Annotated in this window: 13 protein-coding genes; 4 read left to right on the forward strand and 9 right to left on the reverse strand. The window is 65.5% G+C overall.

What is annotated here, in order from left to right; genetic code table 11:
- Positions 1 to 21 precede the first annotated feature (21 nt).
- Positions 22 to 1086, forward strand: a complete 1065-nt coding sequence (purM, locus tag BN1233_RS10840) for a phosphoribosylformylglycinamidine cyclo-ligase (protein WP_046863554.1) — start codon at positions 22 to 24, stop codon at positions 1084 to 1086.
- Complete coding sequence (gene purN / locus BN1233_RS10845; RefSeq protein WP_046863555.1) at positions 1083 to 1769, forward strand: phosphoribosylglycinamide formyltransferase; 687 nt, start codon at positions 1083 to 1085, stop codon at positions 1767 to 1769. The genes purM and purN overlap by 4 nt, the downstream gene beginning before the upstream one ends.
- Before the next feature lie 3 nt (positions 1770 to 1772).
- On the opposite strand, the gene BN1233_RS10850 is transcribed toward purN, so the two are convergent.
- The 5 genes from BN1233_RS10850 to BN1233_RS42750 form a co-directional block, all read right to left on the reverse strand.
- Positions 1773 to 2126, reverse strand: a complete 354-nt coding sequence (locus BN1233_RS10850; RefSeq protein WP_046863556.1) for a hypothetical protein — start codon at positions 2124 to 2126, stop codon at positions 1773 to 1775.
- Between the two features lie 217 nt (positions 2127 to 2343).
- Positions 2344 to 2766 (reverse strand): nucleoside-diphosphate kinase, encoded by a 423-nt coding sequence (gene ndk / locus BN1233_RS10855; protein ID WP_046863557.1) that lies wholly within the window; start codon positions 2764 to 2766, stop codon positions 2344 to 2346.
- A gap of 232 nt (positions 2767 to 2998) precedes the next feature.
- Positions 2999 to 3709, reverse strand: coding sequence for a glutathione S-transferase N-terminal domain-containing protein (locus tag BN1233_RS10860; protein WP_046863558.1), 711 nt, complete (start codon positions 3707 to 3709; stop codon positions 2999 to 3001).
- Between the two features lie 140 nt (positions 3710 to 3849).
- Entirely contained in the window at positions 3850 to 4266 is a 417-nt protein-coding gene (locus BN1233_RS10865; RefSeq protein ID WP_048707722.1) for a response regulator, read from the reverse strand.
- Positions 4267 to 4451: 185 nt separating this feature from the next.
- Positions 4452 to 5408: a transglutaminase-like cysteine peptidase gene (locus tag BN1233_RS42750; RefSeq protein WP_082145361.1), complete on the reverse strand. Its 957-nt coding sequence runs from the start codon at positions 5406 to 5408 to the stop codon at positions 4452 to 4454.
- Between the two features lie 302 nt (positions 5409 to 5710).
- Between BN1233_RS42750 and BN1233_RS10880 the strand changes: the two genes are divergently transcribed.
- Positions 5711 to 6967, forward strand: a complete 1257-nt coding sequence (locus tag BN1233_RS10880) for an HlyD family type I secretion periplasmic adaptor subunit (RefSeq protein ID WP_244470669.1) — start codon at positions 5711 to 5713, stop codon at positions 6965 to 6967.
- 5 nt (positions 6968 to 6972) lie between these two features.
- A complete protein-coding gene (locus BN1233_RS10885) occupies positions 6973 to 7590 on the forward strand; it encodes a ribbon-helix-helix domain-containing protein (protein ID WP_046863561.1) in 618 nt (205 codons plus the stop codon).
- Between the two features lie 206 nt (positions 7591 to 7796).
- On the opposite strand, the gene BN1233_RS10890 is transcribed toward BN1233_RS10885, so the two are convergent.
- From BN1233_RS10890 to BN1233_RS10905, 4 genes are all read right to left on the reverse strand, one after another.
- Complete coding sequence (locus tag BN1233_RS10890; protein ID WP_187144275.1) at positions 7797 to 10040, reverse strand: type I secretion system permease/ATPase; 2244 nt, start codon at positions 10038 to 10040, stop codon at positions 7797 to 7799.
- Positions 10041 to 10127: 87 nt separating this feature from the next.
- Positions 10128 to 11579: a TolC family outer membrane protein gene (locus BN1233_RS10895; RefSeq protein WP_046863562.1), complete on the reverse strand. Its 1452-nt coding sequence runs from the start codon at positions 11577 to 11579 to the stop codon at positions 10128 to 10130.
- 147 nt (positions 11580 to 11726) lie between these two features.
- Positions 11727 to 12125 (reverse strand): hypothetical protein, encoded by a 399-nt coding sequence (locus tag BN1233_RS10900; RefSeq protein ID WP_046863563.1) that lies wholly within the window; start codon positions 12123 to 12125, stop codon positions 11727 to 11729.
- Positions 12126 to 12265: 140 nt separating this feature from the next.
- Positions 12266 to 20815 carry a DUF5801 repeats-in-toxin domain-containing protein gene (locus BN1233_RS10905; RefSeq protein WP_046863564.1) on the reverse strand — a complete coding sequence of 2850 codons (8550 nt, stop codon included), beginning with the start codon at positions 20813 to 20815 and terminating at the stop codon, positions 12266 to 12268.
- Between the last annotated feature and the right edge of the window lie 393 nt (positions 20816 to 21208).

Below are 21208 nucleotides of genomic sequence, written 5' to 3' on the forward strand. Positions count from 1 at the left end.
GCCCGGCACCGGAGATCCGTCATGAGCAAACCGCCCACCGGTTTCACCTATGCCGAGGCCGGCGTCGACATCGACGCGGGCAACGCGATGGTGGAAGCCCTCAAGCCTTTGGTCCGCGCGACGCGACGCCCCGGGGCCGACGCCGAGATCGGTGGGTTTGGGGGCTTGTTCGACCTCAAGGCCGCGGGGTTTCGCGATCCCATTCTCGTCGCTGCCAATGACGGGGTCGGAACCAAGGTAAAGATCGCCATCGAGACACGCCGCTTCGAGACGATCGGGATCGATCTCGTCGCGATGTGCGTCAACGACATCGTCGTGCAGGGTGCGGAGCCGCTCTTCTTCCTGGACTATTTCGCGACGGGACGGTTGCAGCCGGAAACGGGCGTGGCGCTCGTGCGCGGGATCACGGCCGGCTGCCAGGAGGCAGGCTGCGCCCTGATCGGAGGCGAGACGGCCGAGATGCCCGGGCTCTATGCGGGAGAGGACTTCGATCTCGCGGGTTTTGCGGTCGGAGCGGCGGAACGCGGAACGCTCCTGCCGCGCGGAGGCGCTGCCGGAGACATCCTCTTCGGATTGCCGTCCTCGGGCGCCCATTCCAACGGCTTCTCGCTGGTACGCCGGATCGTCGGAGCCAGCGGGCTGGCCTGGGCCGATCCGGCTCCCTTTGCGCCCGGCCGGAGTCTCGGAGAGGCTCTGCTCGAGCCGACACGTCTCTATGTGCGCCCGCTCCTGTCGGTGCTGCGCGAAGGATCCGGAATCCGGGCGCTGGCGCATATCACGGGCGGCGGATTTCCCGACAACATTCCACGGGTCCTGTCCGAGAACCTTGCTGCCGAGATTCTCCTCGACGCAGTCCCCGTGTTGCCCGTGTTCCGCTGGCTGGCGGAGGCCGGCCGGGTTTCCGAATCCGAGATGCTGCGGACGTTCAACTGCGGCATCGGCATGGTGGTCGTCGTTGACCAGACGGAAGCAGACGCGCTGGAGACGAGGCTCGCAGCGGCGGGCGTGGTTCCAGTCCGCCTCGGCCGGCTGGTCGAGCGGAGCTCCGGCCCGCCGGTGCGGTTTTCCGGGCGCCTCGCACTGTGACGGGTCGCATCCGCACCGCCGTCCTGGTGTCGGGCCGCGGCTCGAACATGATGTCGCTGATCGAGGCCTCCCGCAGGCCCGGTTACCCGGCAGACATCGTGCTCGTCGCGTCGAACCGGCCGGATGCCGGGGGACTCCAGCATGCGCGGGCCGAAGGGATCGAGGCCATTGCCATCGATCACCGCGCTCATCCGGATCGGGAGAGCTTCGAGCGGGCACTCGACGAAGCCCTGAATGCCCGAGGGATCGAGCTGGTATGCCTCGCGGGCTTCATGCGCGTGCTGACCTCGTGGTTCGTGACGCGCTGGGCGGGCCGCCTCCTCAACATCCACCCATCGCTGCTGCCGCTGTTCCGTGGGATTCATACCCACAGGCAGGCGCTCGAGGCCGGCGTCCTCCTGCATGGCTGCACGGTGCATTTCGTGATCCCGGAACTCGACGCCGGTCCGATCATCGCGCAGGCCTGTGTGCCGGTGATTTCGGACGACACCGAGGAGTCGCTGGCCGCGAGAGTGCTCGCTCGGGAGCACCGGCTCTATCCGACTGCCCTCGCCCTTGTCGCGTCGGGGCGCGCTCGCTTGGTCGAGGACAGGGTCAAGTTCGAGAGTGGCTGGTCCTGCGAGGGAGAGATCGCATCGCCTCCCTTTGACTCGTGGTCCGAGACGCCCAGCACTTCCGGATAGGGCTCAGCTCCTGACCCCGCACGCCGACAGCGCCGCATAGGCTTTCGCCTGCGCCGATTGATTGAACACTCCGGTATCCCGATAGGACTGAAGCTCTCCGGGCGTGAAGGACGTGAGCGTTCGCGATGCGTAGCACCCGCAGGGGCGCGACAGCGAGGATTCCGAGACGCCGAGCTCACGCGCCTGGACGATGACGCAAGCCTTCCGCACCCGAGTCTCGAGCTCGCCCCGGCTTGCACGTTGCAGCGCAGGGTCGGGCTGATAATCGGTCGGGACCGACGACGCAGCCGCGAGAGCGAGATTCACGGAAGCGAAAAGGCTGGCCGCCGCCAAGGCGGCGCGGGTGATCGAAGACATGGCAACCCCGGCAGCAGAACTGTCACGCTTTAAACTCGCAACCTGGGCGGTTGGTTCAAGGGGGTCACGCGCGTGCTTTCACGGCCCGCACCCGGATTCCAATGCATTTTGCGGTCGTGGTTACCAGACGGTCATTCGAGGAGCTGACAGAGGATCTCGACGGGCGGGCAGGAGCGGCTGCGCCACTCCGGAGCTCCGCCCTCCGAGGGCAACCGGTTTAGCCGACGATCTCGTTTCCTGAGAAGAACTGCGCGATCTCGGTGCGCGCGTTGTCGGCGCTGTCGGAGCCGTGGACGGAGTTCTCTCCGACGGATTTGGCAAACTGCTTGCGGATCGTGCCGGGGGCCGCGTTCTCGGGGTTGGTGGCGCCCATGATTTCCCGATAGCGCACGATTGCGTTCTCGCCTTCGAGCACCTGCACGACGACAGGGCCGGAGATCATGAACTCGACGAGTTCATCGAAGAAGGGGCGTTCCCGATGCACTGCGTAGAAGGTCTCTGCCTCCGCACGCGTCATGAGGATACGCTTTTGCGCGATGATCCGCAGGCCAGCCCCCTCGATCACCGCGTTGATGGCGCCCGTGATGTTGCGGGCGGTGGCGTCGGGCTTGATGATGGAAAACGTGCGCTCGAGAGGCATGAGAACTCCGGTTCGTGACAATTCTGAGGGGAAGCGCCGCGCTTATAGCGGCGCCCCCTTCCCGTCTCAAGCGAATTGCCGAAATCCCGCCATGCTCCGGCGGGCTATGGCATCGGACTCAAGAGTGGGTTCCACTTTTGGATCCGGTGCTTTGGTCCTTGGGCAGCGCATCGTGCGGAAATACGGGCCCACTTTCCCGCACGATGCGAAATTGCGATCCTCCGGACAGGCCTCAGGATCGGGCCCGCTGTCCGAAGAGAACGGCCTGCACCGCCGGATCCCTCAGGTTCGTTGCCGCCCGGTCCGCGGCGTTCACGTCGAGGCCCCGCTTCACAGCCGGCCGGGCAAGGAGCGCCTCGAGCCAGCGCTTCACGTTCGGGAAGTCCTCGATATTCTGCCCCTGCCGCTCCCAGAGCTTCGCCCACGGCATGATCGCCATATCCGCGATGGAATAGTCGCCGGCCACGAACTCCCGGTCGGCCAGACGCTTGTCGAGAACGCCATAGAGCCGGTTCGTTTCATTGGTATAGCGTTGGACCGCATAAGGCACCTGCTCGGGCGCATAGATCCGGAAATGATGGGTCTGCCCGAGCATCGGCCCGAAACCGCCCATCTGCCAGAACAGCCACTGCTCGACCTCGACGCGCCGGCGCTCGTCGGACGGGTAGAACTTGCCCGTCTTGCGGCCGAGATATTGCAGGATCGCTCCGGATTCGAAGACCGAGATCGGTTCCCCGCCCGGCCCGTCCGGGTCGACGATCGCAGGCATCTTGTTGTTGGGCGAGATCGCCAGGAATTCCGGCTTGAACTGATCACCCTTCCCGATGTTGATGGGGTGAATCGTGTAGGGGAGGCCACACTCCTCGAGCATGATGGTGATCTTCCATCCGTTCGGGGTCGGCCAGTAGTAAAGATCGATCGCGCCCTGCTCCGTCGCGGCCATGATGCCTCCTTGATGCTCTCACGGCCTGAGATAAGGGGCGCAAGCGGTCGCGTCCATCTTTGCACGCGTTGCGTGCGTTTCTGCAAGCAAACTGGCTTGGTGTGTAACAGGCGGCTAGGCAGAGCCCTGCCTGGAGCGCTTCAGTGCAGGTAGTTCGGTTGGCCCAACCACTCGCTAGGGGCGGCCAGTGGCTGGAACTCGGTCTTGACCTTGACCGGCAGGAAGGCGCCGACGATCGACATCAGGAGCGCAGGCTTGATGGGCTTGCGCAGATACACGCTTCCGACCACCGGGTTCTGCTGACGGTGCGACGCCGTGATGTAGATCACCGGCATGTTCGGCCAAAGCTTGCGAAACTCGACCGCTGTCGCATAGCCGTCATAGCGCCCAGGCAACTGGATATCGGTGATCAGGAGGTCGAAGGTCTCCCCCGATCCGATCAGCGAAACCGCAGCTTCGCCGGACGGGACGCAGGTCACGCTCAACCCGTGCTTGGCCAGAGTTGCGACTGCGACGTCACAGACGAACTCGTCGTCTTCGACCAGCAGAATCGCCATTGATGCAGCCCCCTATCGCCTCTCGCGAGACTTCCGCGTTTTGTAGATACTCCCGGACGGGTGCCCTGCGCAAGGTGCCGCTAGGGAATTCTCCAAGTAGAATCGATCGAAACTCAACCCTCATCCAAGTCTTGGAAATTCTTGCACTCACCCGAGACCAATAAGAAGCGATCGAACGCGGAAGCTCAACCTTGGCGACCACGATAGCCGTGGATCCAGGTTCCTGCAGCGCCGAGCGAGACCATGGGCTGGTAGCGCCTGCTGGCGAGCCGCTCCGGCTCGATCTCGTCCGTCAGGTTATCGAGCACGAGCACACCGGACTCCGTCTGGACGGAGAGGAAGGCATGATCCAGCTGCCGCCGCAAATCCCGTGCCAGCACGAGTTGCATGGCTCCCTGCGGCACGCCGGCGGCGCGCAGCAGCCACATCTTTACGAGGGCGATATCCTCGCAATCACCCTTCCCGGCGAGAATCGTTTCACGAAAAGACGCCCAGTGGTCTCCCTGCCCGTAGAGCTCGAGGTCCGTCCGATAGTCGATCGAAGAGTTCACGACCCGGTTGATCTTCCGAATACGCTCTTCGACGGGCTCCCCGCGAACCGCTGCTGCAATGGACGCCAGCCGCCGGAATGTGACATTCCGACACAGCGCCCCGCCGCGGCACTCCCCGAGGAGGCTTCGGTCGGCCTCCTCGGCGAGGATGGACCGCCAGCGGGACGCATGGACGGAGGTGGAGACGGGAACCGCAACGGTCCCGAAGAGCATCGCGGGAGCGATGCGATCACGCTCGGGAACCGGGGCTGCGGTTAGCGCCGCCCGATGGAGGCGCGCACCGGCCGTCTCGAGCGGGCCGGCGGGCAAGCTGCCCGTGGAAGCCGGATCGAGATCCGCGTCGTTCAGAAGGCGAGTGGCGACAAGGGCCATGCCGAGGGGCCAGCAATGCGGCGAGGCCGGTCTTCGGGCGAGCCAAGTGACCGGCCATGCCGCGGTGCCGTCGCTCGACACGCTTCTCGGAGCAAGCTGGACGGAACATCCGACCGGCAGCAGCGGTGATGCCTGGACCGGCCCCAAGGCCAAGGCCGTGGCCATGGCGGCAGCCGCCGTGAGGCCGAGGGATTTCCGATGACGGGTACTGCCAGGCATTCGGATCGTGCTCCTTTGCGATCCGAATACTCCTGGCCGCGGATTGCAGTTCAACTACGCCGTTACTTAAAATCCCGTCGATTGATCCTTCGCGTTATTTTACGCGACAGTCGACAATCTTATCTGATTTGTCTGTTCGTTTAATACGCTTCGGTAACGTTATCCAGGGACGGAATGCGTGAGAGTGCGGCGCGTAAGCAGAGGGTCAAATGTTCGCGCCTCTGCTATGATGCATCGTCAAAACAAGATGTGACGTGTTGTTGGGGGCGGCTGGTATGGGACGTGGGGAAAGAGCGCCGCGCATGGCGAGCGCTATTGTCGCAGGCATCTCCGCGCTGCTGTTTTTCCTCGTGTCGTGGGCTGCGATCGCCCGCCTCGAAGAGGTCACGCGAGGATCCGGACGGGTCATCACCTCGTCGCGGATTCAGGTCGTGCAGAGTTCCGAGGCCGGGGTCGTCCAGGAGATCGCGGTGCGCCTCGGTCAGCGGGTCTCGCGCGGAGACCTGCTCATTCGCCTCGACGACACGCCGAACGCAGCAAAGGCCGGTGAGGTCGACGCGCAGGCGCGCGCGTTGCGCACGCAGATTGCACGGCTGGAGATCGAAGCCGAAGGACGCCAGGCCGATCTCACCTGCCCCCAGGAGATCGCGACGGTTGCTCCCGAGATCTGCGAGAGCGAGCGCCGCTTGCTGGAGATCCGCCGGGACAACCAGCAGAAGCGCCTCGACGTGTTCACGCAGCGCATCGAGCAGCGGCAGCGCGAGTTGAACGAGACGCAGGCGAGCCTCACCCGCTTTTCGGAAGGGTTGAAGCTTGCAGAAAAGGAGCTCGGGATTCTGGCGCCGATGGCGAGCCGCAACCTCGTCGCCCAGACGGAACTCATCCGCGCGCAGCGGCAGGTCGTCGACCTCAAGGGGCAGATCGCCGCCGCAAAGGAAACCGCAGCGAAAGTGGAATCGGCCCTCCGGGAAGCTCACCTTCAATACGAAGAGCAGGAACTGCAGTTCCAGCGCGAAGCGACCGCGGAGCTGACGACGAAACGCTCGGAATATTCGGTCCTCCTCGAGACCCAGCGCGGCGCGACGGACCGTGTGCTGCGCACCGATATCCGCTCGCCCGTCGACGGAATCGTGAACGCCATCCCCGTCACCACGCTTGGCGCGTTCGTGAATGCGGGCGATCGCGTCGTCGAGATCGTGCCCATCGAGGACAAGCTGCTCGTCGAGGCAAAGGTCCGGCCGCAGGACATCGCCTTCATCACGCCGGGACAGCGCGCGCTCGTGAAAGTCACGGCTTACGACTTCTTCCAGTACGGCGGCCTGAACGGCGTCGTGGAGCAGATTTCCGCCGACAGCCTCTACGACCCGAACCAGAAGGAAGCCTTCTACTCGGTAATCGTGCGCACGGAGGAATCGCATCTGACAGCGCGCGGGAAGACCTTTCCGATCATTCCGGGAATGGTCTGCGACGTCGACATCATCACAGGCGAGAAGAGCGTCCTGACCTATCTCCTGAAACCCATTCACCGGGCACGACAGGAGGCCCTCCGGGAGCGGTGACCGCCATGGTCGCGGCGCAGCGTCCCGAGGCGGATGACGGAAATGGGCCGAACCGGCATTTCCGCGTCGTCCGCATCGATGGAAAACGGCGTGCCTTCTCGCTCGAGCCGATCTTCTGGACCGTGCTCGAACGCGCGGCGCGCCAGCTCGGCGTGCGGCTCAACCGCTACCTCGGCGGGGTGCTCGCGCAATCGCCTGATGGGAACAGCGCCTCCGTGCTCCGCTGTGCCGCGATGCAATGGCTCCTCCTGGAACAGGAGCGGCTTCGCGCGACCGACCCGGTTGCGCTTGCGACCGGCATCACCCAGGCCATTCCCGTCCCGGCCCTGGTTCTCGATGAGCGGAAGCGGATCATCGCCCACAATCAGCCGTTTCTCGCGCTCGGACACGGCGATGATGGCGCGCCGGCGAGAGCCGGGCCCGTTCACCTGCATCTCCCCGTCCCCCTCCCCCGTCTTCTCGAGCGTCTTACGGAACCGACAGCGCCGGCGCTCGCAATCGATTTCGTGCTGGAATTCGGCCTCAGGAAACGCACCGGCGTGCTGAACGCAGCACTGGTGACACGCACGGACCGCAACGGCCACATCCTCTGCGTCGTGCGCAACGTGAGCCCGTTGCGCTGACTTCACTCGGTTATCGCAGGGGAAACGACGACATCCAGACGTCGGCGCCCGCTTCTTGGACTGCTTCGCCTTCGGCCGCAATGACGGAAGTGGGTCTGCAGCCAACTTCCGTTTCAGGCAGTGCTTTTCCCGTTCTCACGTCCACTTCGTCATTGCCAACGCAGTGAAGCGATCCAGGCCTCCGCCTCAGGATGAATCACTTCGCCCTATGCTGCCGCCGACGCCCGGTTCGCCGCCTGCGGATTGTTCTCTGCAAGGCGCTTCAGTACGACGTCGGTCGGCCCATCGGCAACCACCCGGCCGGAATCGACCACCAAGACACGATCGACGAGCGACAGCATCGCGTGGCGGTGTGTCGTGACGATCATCGTCATGCCGGGCGTGAGCGAGGCCTTGAGGCGGGCGACGAAGAGGCGTTCCGTCGCCATATCCATCGAGCTCGTCGGATCGTCGAGAAACAGCACCTTGCCGCCCGAAAGGAACGCCCGCGCGAGGCCGACCATCTGGCGCTGCCCGGACGAGAGAGCGGCGCCGCGCTCGCCCACCTGCATCTCGTAGCCCGCCGGATTGGAAGCGATGAACTCGTCGACGCCGGCAAGCTTCGCGGCGCAGAGCAGTTCCTCGTCCGTCGCCTCCGGGCGCGCCAGCAGCAGGTTCTCGCGCAGGGTCCCGTGGAAGAGATCCGATTCCTGCCCAATGAAATTGATTGCGCGGCGGATTTCGTGCGGGTGGTAGTGGCGGATATCGACGCCGTCGATCAGGATCTCGCCCTTCGTGAGCTCGTAGAGGCGCACGAGCAGGCGGCCGAGCGTGGTCTTGCCCGCACCCACCTTGCCGAGCACCGCAACACGCTCGCCGGGCGCGATCTTCAGGTTGAGGCCGTTCAGCGCCAGCCGCGCATTCTCCTGATAGGCGAAGACGGCATCCCGGAACTCGACATGCCCGGCCTGAACGCTGCGCGTGACGAGGAGGCGGCGATCGCTCCGCTCGTCCGGCAGGGCCATGATCGTGTCGAGCGTCTTCAGCGAGTTGAAGGCTTGGCGCACCCGCGCCAAGGTCATCGCGATCTGCCCCATGGGCGAGACGGCGCGCGAGGCCAGCATCGTGACCGCGATGATGCCGCCGGCCGTGATGCTGGCGCTGTCGAAGAGATAGGCGCCGAGCATGACGGTGATCACCGTCACCATCATCTGGATGAAATAGGCGAAGTTCGTCGCGAAGGACGACCAGGACTTGATCCGCTCGTTGGCGTTGGAAGCCTCGCGGGTGATCGTGTCCCAGCGGCGGAGCAGGCTCCCCTCCCCGCGCAGGCTCTTCACGGTCTCGAGATTGCCGAGGATCTCGACGAGCAGCGATTGCCGGTGCGCGGTGGTGTAGCTCGTCTGCAGGAGCGCGGCGCCGATCGCCCGCTGCACCAGGAGGCCGACGCCGACCATGATGGAGATCGCAAACAGCGGCGCCAGCACCATCAGCGGCGAGATATAGGCGATGACGACGAGGAAGAGCACGCTGAACACGAGATCGATGAAGAACACAGTCGTGTTCGACGTCATGAACTCGCGGACGAACTCGTATTCGTTGAGACGCTGCGTCATCACCCCGGTGGTGACGTTGCGTCCGGAGAGCCGCGTGTTCAGCACGCGCTCGACGAGCATGCTCGAGATCTTGAGATCGAGCCGGCGGCTGACCTGATCGATGAGCGAGGCCCGGGCGAGCCTCAGGAGGAAATCGAACAGGAAGGCGATGAGCACGCCGGTCGCGAGCACCCACAGTGTCGACAGCGCCTTGTTGGGGAGCACGCGGTCGTAGATGTTCATCGTGAAGAGCGGCGACGCCAGCGCCAGGATGTTGATGAACACCGTCGCGAGGATGATGTAGGCGTAAGAGTGCCAGAACAGGCTGGCGGCCGCCCAGAGCCAGTGTTTCGGCGCATGACCCGCATGCTCGGCGGATTCCGGCGGCGCGAGGTTCGGCGCGACTGTGATCATCTCGGGTGAGAGGAGCACGGCCGCGTCCTGCGCGCTGACGCGGGTGGTATCGCCACGATCGGGACGGAAGATCGTGAAGCTGCGATCGTCATGACGCGTTTCCACGATGACGGGCGTGCCGTCCTTCCGCCATGCGATGGCCGGCAGGTCGGCGCTCGTGATCTCGTCGGAAGCTCCATGCCGCCAGGTGCTGCGCAGCCCGATCCGCTCCGCTGCGCGGATGAAAAGATCGGGAGACAATCCGTCCTCACCCAGCGGAAGGCCGGCCGTCATCACGATCGGTGACGTCGTGCGCCCGAAATGAACCGCGAGCCGCTCCAGAGAGAGCATGAGCAGGTCGGGCGCGCGCGGCTCCGGCATCGGAGCGTCGGCAGGCGCGGCTTGTCCTAACGGAAGCGGGTTGTCGGCGGCCTCGCCATCCAGAGCCTGAGGAGCGGCGGGGCGGCTGAAGAACGCGTTCACGGGCGAGGCCGCTCCTGCGGCAGTTCGGCGGTGCGATGAGATTGGGTCACCGTCGAACGCCATTCATGCAGGAGTGATGCTTCCCGTTTATTGAATGGCACCTTCGGGGAGCCACGGTTTACCACGGGATGGTGAATAACGCGGCAACGTTTCTGCTTCGGCGCGCGGCGGCACATCCGCGCGGGCGCGCGCATAGGCCTCCGCTTGGCTCGGCGGCGTGAGCCCGAGCGCTGCTACGAGCTGGCCCGTCGCAGCCATGATGCGATACTCCGCGAAGCGCGCGCCGATGCGCGACGTCTCGAGCAGGACCTGACCGTTGTAGCGGGTGTTCTGAGCGTCGAGCACGTCGAGCAGCGAGCGGCGGCCGACCTGGAACTGCTCGTTATAGGCGTTGACGACGCGGGTTGCCGCCGCCACCTGCTCGCCGAGCGCATCCGTGAGCTCGAGCTGGCGGATGCGGCGATCGAAGGACAGGCGCACCGCCTCGCGGATCTCGCGCAGCACCTGATCGCGGAAGAACTGAGATTCGGCGACGCGGCGGGTCTGTTCCTGGATGTTTGCCTGGTCGATACCGCCGTTATAGAGATTCCAGCGCATGACACCGCGACCCAGAACGTCGTTCGTGCGATTCTCGACGCCGTCGATGTCGTGACCGACGCGAGCGTTGCCTTCGAGGAAGAACTCCGGGAGATTACGGGAACGGGCCTGCTTCACGAGAGCATGCGCCGCGTCGATATCCGCATTCGCGATCTTGAGCCGCGGATTGCCCTGAACGGCGAGCCCGAGTGCCGTGTCGACCGAGCGTGGGAGGCGGGCCGCCATCGCCGGCGGATTCACGGGCTTCGTGAGATTCTTGCCGACGAGCTGCAGGAAGCGGATCCGCGCGGCAGCGAGATCCTGCCGGGCTTCGATCGTGCGGGCGCGCGCCGCGAAGATGCGCTCCTCGCCCTGCTGGAGATCGGCCTCGGTGAGCGAGCCGCTCTGCACGTTTTCGCGGATGCGGCCGAGAATGCCTTCGAGGAAGCCGAGATTCTGGTCAGCGAGGCGGACGATGCGCTCCTGAAGGATGATCTCGAAATATTCGCGCGCGACTTCGAGGGCGAGGAACTCCGAACGCTCGAGGACGCGGAACGAGGCGCCGTCGACGCGCGAGGCCTGCCGTTCGACCTCGGCGTCGCGGAAGTAGCCGTCGAACAGGCGCCAGGTCACCGTGAGGCCGGCCTCGGCCGGGGCGAAACTATCCTCGCGCCGCTCGAGCGCGGTGAGTTGGCCGATCGGGCGATCGAGTCGTCGCGCCCCGGCGGACGCCTGGAAATCGACCCGGGGCAGATAGAGCCCGCGCGCCTGCCGCAGCTCGAATTCGATCGCCTCGCGGTTCTCGATGGCCTGTCCGATCTGCGGATTCGATTCGATCGTGATGCCGACCGCCTCGCGCAGCGTGAGTGCGGGGGCCGCGCCCCCGGAAAGCGCGAGCGTCAAGCCGAGCGCAGTGGTGCCGAGAAGGCGGCCGACCCTGCGTCGGATCCCGTGAGATCTCATCCTGCTTGCCCCCAAAGCGTCGTCCAGCCTTTTGGCTGATTATCAGTGCGACCGAATGACCTCAACCATCCGAGGTAAAAGAATACCTACCATGGGGGAGAAGCTCTGCCCCTGATGCATGAAAGTCACAAGAAACAGGCCGGGCGCTCAGTAGAGCGCCCGGACCACGACATCATCGCCCATGCGGGCGTAATCGCATTCGCATTTCCGCAGCCGCTCCACGTTGACTTCGCCCGTGGAGAGGTAACCCAGCGCGATCCCGCAGGTGGCGCGCGCCGAGTAGGCCCATTCGAGCCGCGGCGCGCGGTTGAAGATCACGCGCGGGTTCTCGGATTCGATGACGGCCGTGGAATAGCGCGCCCCGACCTCCGCCTGCATGGCGCCGAGGGTCGGCAGGCTCGCGATGCTGGAATGCCCGACCGCCGGGCAATAGGCCGCCGGGATTGGCGCCGGCACCACGCCGCCGAGATCCGCCGCTCGGACACCGCTGCTTGCCGTTGCGAGAGCAGCTAGTAAGCCCGCCGCGACCACGAGATGCTTCAGCATCCGCGAATTCCCTTCTGAATGTTTGTAGATGCAACCCGACATGACGGAGCGGGAATGTCAAGGAAAGAGCAACGTTGAATCGATCATGGAAGCAAAGTGTTGCAATGGCGCGACGTGCGCCGCGCCATTGCGGAGAGTGATTACATGGGATGCACGGTCGCCGGCGCTGTCGTGGTGCCATCGTCAGTGATGACACTCAGGCTCGGCGCAACCTGGACACCCGCATCCGGACTTGTATCCACGACCGCAACCGCCTGGAAGTTCGCGCCTCCCGATGCGCCGTTCACGTCGACGCTCAGGATGCCGGTGTTGGCGTCGTAGTGCACGTAATCCCCGATCGGCGCGTCCGCCGGCTTATCGAAGAGTGCCGTGAGGTCGATCGTGTCTCCTGTCCCGTAGTCGGCGATCAGGTCTTGTGCAGTGAGATCGGTCAGCGTGAAGGTATCCGAACCGGCGCCGCCCACGAGCGTGTCTGCGCCCGCTCCGCCAATGAGCGTGTCGTTGCCGGCACCACCCTCTAAGAGGTTGGCGAGTTGGTTGCCTTCGAGCCGATCCGCGTGGGACGAGCCAATCAGGTTCTTGATGCCGGAGAGAACGTCTCCTGCTGCATCGCCACCCGTTTCCGGCAACGAGTCTTCGAGGTTGACGTTCACACCGGCTGTCGACGTTGCGTAGCTCGCTGTGTCGTTTCCGTCGCCTCCCGCGAGGCTGTCCGACCCGGTGCCGCCAAGCAGGATGTCGTCTCCGCCCAAGCCAGTGAGGGTGTCGTTCCCTCCGAGGCCCATGAGGACATCATGGACCGCTACCGTGCCGTCTAGGGAACTCTCGAAAGAGTCCGCTGCCGCTGTTCCGGACTGAGTTATATTATCCGGTTCAAACGTGATCGGAAGCGTCGATGTGACGGTATCTCCATCACCGTCGGTTCCGATGATTGGAAGAGAGATGTCGAACGGGTCGAGCGAACTCGTCGAAGTAACGGTGAACCCGCCCAGCGTGAAGTCCCTGAAGTCCTTCCCGTCACCTCCTCCAACAACCTGTAAGGCGCTGAAAGGATCTGACGTCTGTACCTCGTAGCTGAAGCCCGCTGGGATGCCGGTCAATGTGACTGACCTTCCCCCATCGGGCAGATCGACGAAATCCACATTGATCGAAAAGCTGTTACTCCCGCTAGTTCCCGTAATATTCCCGTCGATCGTCCTCTCGCCGACGAGAACACCGCTCGCGTTGTAGATACGCACGTGGGTTATCGTGTCTTTGGTTTCATTCGAATCCTTGAAGAACGTTTGATCGTTATCCGCGTTGAATGCCGTGATAGTGAGTCGTGCCGTTCGTCCCCCATTCACCCAGTTGACCTCCTGTCGGAAGGCGATGGCCTCATAGTGGCCGGTGTAGGAGTAACCTGACGGCTGGCCGGGGCTCGACGTGAGAGCGGTGACCAGGTCGAACCGTATTGCATCGGACGCGCCGATCGATTGCCCATTTCCAACCCCGAAGCGTCCATCACTGGTATTCACGGAACTCAATGACGGGTTGGCAGCGCCGAAATTGGAGGTTCCAGTTACCAGAAGATCTTGGTCTCCAACTCGCGCATTAAATGCATCAGCCGTGTTGTTTCCGCCCTTGATCACAATGAAATCATTCAGCGTCAAGTTGGACCCGTTGGAAAGCTCTCCGTTGGTGTGAATCGTATATGTGTCCCCGTTGAGTGACGCTGTGAAGGCAGTCTCTCCCGCAGCCTTCGCGACAATCTGTGTAGTATCGAAGACACCCGGTGACGTCTCGAGGTAGAAAAGGCTCACTGGCTGCCCGTTGAAGAGGACCGGGTTTCCTTCGGTGTCGAGAAGCTGCTGTCCATTTAAGGACAAGTTGAACGTGACGCCCCGAGCACCGTCACTGCCTGCGTTCTCTGCGAAGTTGAGATCGCCGCTGATCACACTTCCAGCTTTGTTCTCGATGACCGCACCTGTCGGGGTGAACGCCGACGGCCCGTCATCCTTGAAGGTGATCAGATTGCCGACCGGCGTGCCAGCCGTCGCCGTGTCGCCGTCCCCATCCGTGACCGTCACCGTCACGAGCAGTGCCCCCGAGGCCAGCGAGACCCCCTCGTCGTGGCTCGCCGTGTTGCCGTGCAGAAGCGACAGGTACTGCGCGACATAGGCATCGCCCGTTGCCGGGTCGAGCGCGATCGCAAAGGCAATCGTCCCGGCCGGGTTCGCCGTGTCCGTGGCACCCTTCTCGTCGCCGACGCGACCCACCACCAGGCCGTTCTCGAGATACAGGAAGATCTGTGTGCCTTCCGTCGTCGACACGCCCGAGAACACGCCCGAGGACGACAGCTTCAGACCATAAATCGGCGCCCCGCCTTGTCCGTCGGAGCCGTAATCGACCACCCCGACGCTCACCAACGAGCCCGTGCTCTTGGCATAGCCGATCGCGCCCGTGCCCGACACATGCGGGTCGTCCCCGCCCGCAACACCCGCGAACAGACCCGCGACCGTGTTGCCGCCGAACGCCGTCGCACTGCCGGCAATATCCGTGTCGGCCTGCACATCCGCCGTCTCGTCGTGCACGACCTTCGCAGTGGTGCTCGCCGTCACGGCCGGTATCTGCGGACCGTCATCCTGGATGACGATCGCCGAGCTCTGGCCGTCGGCCAGGATCACCGTGTGGCTGTCCGTGGCCGTGTCGCCATCGCCGTCCGTCACCGTCACGGACAGCTTCACGCCCAGCGTACCGCCCCCGAGAAGCGTCAGCAGCGCGCCCTCGTCGAAGCTCGTAATGTCGCCGTGCTCGATCGGCAGATACTGCTCGACCGTCAGGATCGGGCTCGGATCACTCGGATCCGAACCGGTCGCATTCGTCAGCGTGATCCGCAGCGCGACCGTGCCGTCCGGCAGCGTCCCGAGGATCGAACCATCCGCCGCAACCGACAGTGTGATCGTCCGCTGCGCCGCCGTGAGCCCCGCCAGAGGCGTCCCGGCCACGTCCGTGACCACAAGCGTCGTTGCCACCGTCGCTGCCGACAGGACCAGCGCGTAGCTCTTCACCGTGCTCGCCACGCCGTCCGTGCCGACCTGCGTCGAGACCGCGAACAGACCCTTGATCGCGCCCGGATTGGCCGCCGTCGATGTGATGCCGATCGCCTTCGCGGGATCCGCCTGCTTCAGCAACGACGGCCCCGTCACGCCAGCGACATCGTCCTGCGCCGCGTTCGGGTCCGAAGAATCCGGACCGATCGACTCGTCGAGCACCAGCGCCGGAACCCCAGGGCCCTGGCCACCTGCCGCTCCGACCGTGACACCAATCCCATCGTCCTGGAACGAGACCTGCATGGCCCCGGCGTCCGATACCGCAGACGCCGTGTCGCCGTCGTTGTCCGTCACCGTCGCCTTGACGTGGAGCAGGCTCGACAGAGCCCCGCTCGCCCCCTCGTCATGCGCCTCTGGCGTGTCACCCGCCGTGCCGTGCTCGATCGCCTGGAACTGCGCCGTCCACAGCTTCCCGGTCGTCGGGTCGATGTAGATTGCAAACACCTTGGTCCCGCTGGCGAGGTCGCCGCCCGCCATGCCCCAGACCAGCGAGGCGTTGTTCGGATCCGAATACAGCTTGATCTCGAGATCGCCCGCCGAGGTCCTGAGGCCCGAGAGCTCACCCGTGAACCCGGCGCCGGCCGCCGTCACCAAGGTATAGACCGTCGCCCCCTGCTGGCCGTCGGCGCCTGCCTGGGTGCTGAACAGGTCCGCAACTGTGCCGGCGGACACCGCGAACCCGATCGTCGGCAGGGCGCCGATCGCCGTCGCCAACCCTGCAGGCGGTGCATCCGCCGTGTCATGCGACGGGATCGGATTGCTGGCCTCGACGCCCTGAATGCCCGCCGTCTCGTCGTGAACGACCGACACCACGGCACCCGCCTTCGCCGTCACCGACGGACCGTCGTCATGGAACACCACCTGGCCGCCGATCTCGGCGCGGCCCGTGGCGGTGTCGCCGTCGGCGTCCGTCAGCGTCACCGTCGCGGTGATCAGGCCGGCGAGGTCGAGCGTGTCGTCGTGTTCGGCCGGCGTGCGGCCGTCGACGTTGTGCTCGAGCGGCACATGCTGCGTCACCGTCAGCTTGCCGTCCGCCCCGATCGTCACCGTGAACGCCGTCTTGGCACCCGTGCCGTCATTATACTGGCCGGTGATGGTCGTCGCGTCCGTCGCCACCAGCCTGATCGCGAAGTCGCCGATCGCCGTCTTGAGCGTTGTCGTGCCGTCGCCCGTCAGCGATAGCGTCCAAGTCGTCGCATTCGTGGCCGCCGCCCCGTCGGCGCCGAACGCACCCGTGTAGGTCAGCACCGCCGCCGTGCTCGTCACGCTGATCGGGAAGCCCGCGGGCACCGCATCGGTCTCGTCGAGAGCCACATTCCCCGACACCGCCACACCCGTCACGGTCGGCACGTCGTCCTGCACGTTCACCGTCACGGTGCCGCGCGCGATGTCGCCGTCGGTATCGGTGGCCTCGACCACCACGCTGCCGATCGTGCTGATTTGAGCCTGCTGTGCAGTAGCATGTGGCAGGCTGTCGGACAGCGTCACCGTCACCGTCGCGATGTCGGTCGCCCCCGCGGCAATCCTCGCAGGCGCAGTCAGATCGAGCGTCACCGCCAGCTGCGTGTGGCCCACATCGAGATAGCCGTTGATCTGCGTGTCGGAGACCCGCACCCACCAGATGTCCTGGTTGCCGTCACCGTTCAGATCCGTCACCAGACCTGTCAGGCCCGCGAAGCGGAACGACACCAGGTCGTCGGAACCGGCCGTGAACGACAGGCCCGGGGCGTCATCGACCTCCGCGGTCGAATCCGGATCCGAACCGATCGGCAGGGCCGCCTCGTTGACCTCGAGCGTCACCGGCGCGGGATTCTGCGGCGCCGCTCCGTCCGACACTGTGATCGGCTGCCTCGCCTCCGAGAAGTCGTCGTCGCCGTCCGTGATCCGATACCGGAAGCTCGCATCGAGGCCGGTGGCGTTGTTCAGGTTCGGGTTCGGGTCGAATGTCCAGCTTCCGTCCGCCTTGAACGTGTAGGTGCCGGCCGCATTCGCGTGCTGATAGACGCCGCCGCCGAGCGCCACGCCTGTCGTGATCGCGACGAAGCCGGCGCCGATGTTGACATGCGTCAGCGTCGCGCCGTCCGCCCCCTGGGTATCGTTCGCCAGCACATTGCCGTCGATCGCAACCCCATCCTCGGCAACCGTCTTGGCCGCGTCGTCCCGTGCCGTCGGCACGTCGTCGACGATGGAGATCACCAGATTGGCGTTGGCCGGCTGCCCATCGGCATCCGTCACCTCGACCGGGAACGTCACCGAGGTCGCGTCGCCGGAAGTGTTGTCCTTCAAGGTGTAGGTGTAGCTGATCGAGCCGGCGCCGGTGACCGCGTCGAAGCTGTAGCCCGTCACCACCAGGGTGCCCGTCGCATCGGTGGAGACCGTCAGCGGAAGACCGCCCGTCGACACCGTCACGCCCGCCACTTTGACCGCGCTCACGCCGTCGAGCGACGTGAACGTGATCGTCCCGCTCGTGATTTCCGCGTCGGACGGCGCGTCGGAGCCTTCACTCTCACCACCGCGCGCCGGCAGGCCGGCCTCGGAGACTTGAGTCCCGGACTCCGCAGCATTCGGCTTGGGAAGCTCGATGGTCGGCACGTCGTTGCCGATCTCGATCGTCAGCGTCGCGGTGTCTGAGTCACCGTCGCCGTCCGTCAGCGTGTAGGTGAAGTCATCGCTCACCCCGCCCGGCGTGCCCTCCTTGCGCACGTAGCTGTAGGAGCCGTCCGCATGGATCGTGAGCTGGCCATATTGGCCGTCGACCGTCACACCCGCAGCCGTCACCGACGCCGTCGGCTGACCCGCTACCTTGTCGCTGCGGATCGCCGTCACACTCGCCGAGTCGGCGCCCTGCGTGTCCCTGACGCCGTCCGTGGTGTTCGCATCCCCGGTTGCGCCATCCACGCCGGTGATCACGTTGCCGGTCGCCGCAAAGTCGGCCCCGAACTTCCCGGCCGCGACGGAATCCACGTCATCCTTCGCATCCGGTGCATCGTCGACGATCGCGATCACCAGGTCGGCGCTGGTCGCTTGGTTGTCCGCGTCCGTCACCACCACGGCAAAGGACACCGACGGCTTGAGATTGGCATCCGTGTTGTCGAGCAGCGTGTAGGTGTAGTTGATCACGCCCGCCCGTGTCGTCGGGTCGTAGGTGTACCCCGTGATTGTCAGCGTGCCCGTGGCATCCGTCAGCACTACGGGGAACGTCGCCCCGACGAGCTGCTGCCCCCCAACCGTGATCCCGCTCAACCCATCCTGCGAGGTGAACCCGATCGTGCCGCTCGTCACCTCGCTGTTTGAGGCCGCGTCCGAGCCTGCGCTCTCGCCCGTGCGCGCCGGCAGGCCGGCTTCGAAGACCTGCGTCCCGGCATCCGCCGAGTTCGGCTTCGGCAGCTCGATCTTGGGCACGTCATTGCCGATCGAGATCGTCAGCGTCGCGGTCCGCGCGTCGCCGTCCCCATCCTGCAGCGTGTAGGTGAAGACGTCCTGCACGTTGCCCGGCGTGCCCGGATTGCGGGTGTAGCTGTAGGAGCCGTCCGCATTGAGCGTCAGCTTGCCGTATTGGCCGTCGATCGCCACCCCGACGTCCGTGTCGGACGTCGTGCCAGTGTTGCCCTTGGCAACCCCGACCACCGTGGCCCCGTCCGCGCCCAGCGTGTCCCGGCCGGCATCGCCGCTCGTCGTCCCCACGCCGGTGATCACGTTGCCGGTCTCGGGGCCGAACTGACCCGCCGCAACGGAGTCCGTGTCGTTCCCCGCCCTCGGCACGTCGTCGACGATCGTGATCACCAGGTTCGCGGGCGTCGTGCTGTCGCCGTCGAGATCCGTTACCACGACCGCGAAGCTCTCGGAGGTCTGCCCGAGCGTCTCGTTGGTGTTGTCGGTCAGCGTGTAGGTGTAGCGGATCTGACCCGTCTCGGCGGCAAAGCCCGTGACCAGCAGCGTCCCATAGAGCCCCGCCACCGTGATCGGCGCGGCGGCCGTCGCGGCCTGAAGCTGCGCCGCCGTGATCACCACGCCGCCGATCGTCACCGACTTCAAGCCGTCCGGCGAGGTCAGCGTGATCGTCCCGGCGGTCGTCTCCGAGTCCGCGGCTGCGTTCGACCCCGCGGGCTCGCTCACCCCGTCGATCTCACGCGCCGGCAGGCCCGCCTCGTGCACTTGCGTCCCGGGCGCCCCCGCCTGCGGGACCTGAACGGTCGGCGCCCCGTCGCCGATCGAGATCGTCAGCGTCGCGGTGTCTGAATCGCCATCGCCGTCCGTGAGTGTGTATGTAAAGACATCGCTCACCCCGCCCGGCGTGCCCGGATTGCGGGTGTAGCTGTACTCGCCGTTTGCGGAGATGGTCAGCCGGCCGTACTGGCCGTCGATCACCGTCGCACCCACGGCTGAAACCGGAATGGCAGCACCGCCGATCGCCTGGATCAGCGTGACGCTCGCGCCATCCGCGCCCTGCGCGTCCTTGACGCCATCCGTGGTGTTCGCATCTCCCGCGGCGCCATCCATGCCGGTGATCACGTTACCGGTCGCCGGCCCGAGGTCGCCCGCTGCAACCTCGTCAACGTCATCCCGCGCATCCGGCGCATCGTCGATCACGCGGATCGACAGCACATCCGTCGCGGTGTCGCCGTCGATGTCCGTGAGCGTCACCGCGATATTGTCGAACACCTCGCTGGCGTCGACATTCGCGGGGCTGACGAGCTCGTACGAATAGCTCACGCGCCCGGTCGCCGCGTCGAAGCCCGTGAACGTCAGGCGGCCGTATTGCGTGTCGACCGACGTCGGCGTGAACACGCCGCCGCTGATCACCGCCTTGCCGCCGACCGTCAGGTCGGCAAGCCCGTCCGGCGTCGAGATCGTGAAGAAGCCCGTCTGCGTCAGCGCCGCCGCGTCCGGCGCCGAGCCGTCCGCCAGGTTGGCCTCGCGCACCGTCGCCTCGCCGCCGCTGAGCTGCGGCGTCAAATCCCGGATTTCGACAGGATTATCGGGCCGCGGCTGCGGCTGCGGTGCCGGCTCCGCCTGCACCTCCGGCGCCAGCGCACGCCGTCCGCCTTCTAGCAGCTCCCGCCGCTCGAGTTCCGGGAAGCTCAGCGCCGTCGGCGGCAGCAGGTCCGTGATGTCGAAGGGGTCGCCGATGCCGCCGGGCGGGACGGTGAAGTTGCCGCCGGAGCCGGGCATCTGGGCGCCAGAGGGGCCGGCGCCGGGCTGGATGCCGGCGGCGTCGAAGGCGGCGAGCAGCGTCTGCTGCGGAACCTTGATGTCGCCGAGCCAGAGCTCGGGCACGAAATCGACGCCGCCGTCGAGGACGATGCGGAAGCCGTTCGGCTGGACGAGGACGATGTCGTCGCCCTCGAAGCGGATGTCCTCGAGGGAGGCGCCTTCGGGCAGGCGCACCGCGCGGTTCGTGCGCGCGTTGACGACGAAGACCGGCTCGCCCTGCGGCTGGCCGGCGGCCGGCTCGGCATTCGGGACGACGGCGGGCGCCTGGGCCTGGCCGGCGCGCGGAGCCGGCGCGGGCGCGGCCTGTGCGACAACGATCGCCTCGGCGGCGTCAGTCGGAACCCGCTCGATCTCGACGGCCGGGAGAACTCCCTCGATGCGTTCCATGGCCCAGCTCCTTTGCCTTAGTGTCAATGAAATAACGCTTTGGCAAATCCTTTAGACAGCTGGGCTGGTGATGGTCAACGAGGTGTTAGCGGTGGGTGCATATAGGAATATGCCGTGATTGACGCGTTTCGTTAGAATGCGACGGTGGTGGTTAACAGCAAGCGCGGTGGGACGATGCGTCAAGCGCGCGTCAAAGGCTTGGCAAGCTTGAGCTTTTCCAGGTTCGCAGGAAGATTGTTCTACGGCGTTCTCACCTCTCCCTCGATGGGAGAGGTCGGCTGCGGGGCAGCCGGGTGAGGGTGGCCGCGCCAAGCCCCCAAGCAAAGAGTGGCAGCGCTAACGTATAAAGTGGAGCGCCAATACCCCTCACCCGCGCGCTAATGCGCGCGACTT

The organism is Microvirga massiliensis, from assembly GCF_001006805.1.
In the GTDB taxonomy this organism is placed as follows: domain Bacteria; phylum Pseudomonadota; class Alphaproteobacteria; order Rhizobiales; family Beijerinckiaceae; genus Microvirga; species Microvirga massiliensis.

Excerpts from the sequence above, each read along its gene's own strand:
- BN1233_RS10895 (WP_046863562.1), bottom strand. The coding sequence starts at position 11,579 with ATGAGATCTCACGGGATCCGACGCAGGGTCGGCCGCCTTCTCGGCACC.
- ndk (WP_046863557.1), bottom strand. The coding sequence starts at position 2,766 with ATGCCTCTCGAGCGCACGTTTTCCATCATCAAGCCCGACGCCACCGCC.
- BN1233_RS42750 (WP_082145361.1), bottom strand. The coding sequence starts at position 5,408 with ATGCCTGGCAGTACCCGTCATCGGAAATCCCTCGGCCTCACGGCGGCT.
- BN1233_RS10850 (WP_046863556.1), bottom strand. The coding sequence starts at position 2,126 with ATGTCTTCGATCACCCGCGCCGCCTTGGCGGCGGCCAGCCTTTTCGCT.
- BN1233_RS10860 (WP_046863558.1), bottom strand. The coding sequence starts at position 3,709 with ATGGCCGCGACGGAGCAGGGCGCGATCGATCTTTACTACTGGCCGACC.
- BN1233_RS10885 (WP_046863561.1), top strand. The coding sequence starts at position 6,973 with ATGGTCGCGGCGCAGCGTCCCGAGGCGGATGACGGAAATGGGCCGAAC.
- BN1233_RS10865 (WP_048707722.1), bottom strand. The coding sequence starts at position 4,266 with ATGGCGATTCTGCTGGTCGAAGACGACGAGTTCGTCTGTGACGTCGCA.
- BN1233_RS10905 (WP_046863564.1), bottom strand. The coding sequence starts at position 20,815 with ATGGAACGCATCGAGGGAGTTCTCCCGGCCGTCGAGATCGAGCGGGTT.
- BN1233_RS10880 (WP_244470669.1), top strand. The coding sequence starts at position 5,711 with ATGGCGAGCGCTATTGTCGCAGGCATCTCCGCGCTGCTGTTTTTCCTC.
- BN1233_RS10900 (WP_046863563.1), bottom strand. The coding sequence starts at position 12,125 with ATGCTGAAGCATCTCGTGGTCGCGGCGGGCTTACTAGCTGCTCTCGCA.
- purM (WP_046863554.1), top strand. The coding sequence starts at position 22 with ATGAGCAAACCGCCCACCGGTTTCACCTATGCCGAGGCCGGCGTCGAC.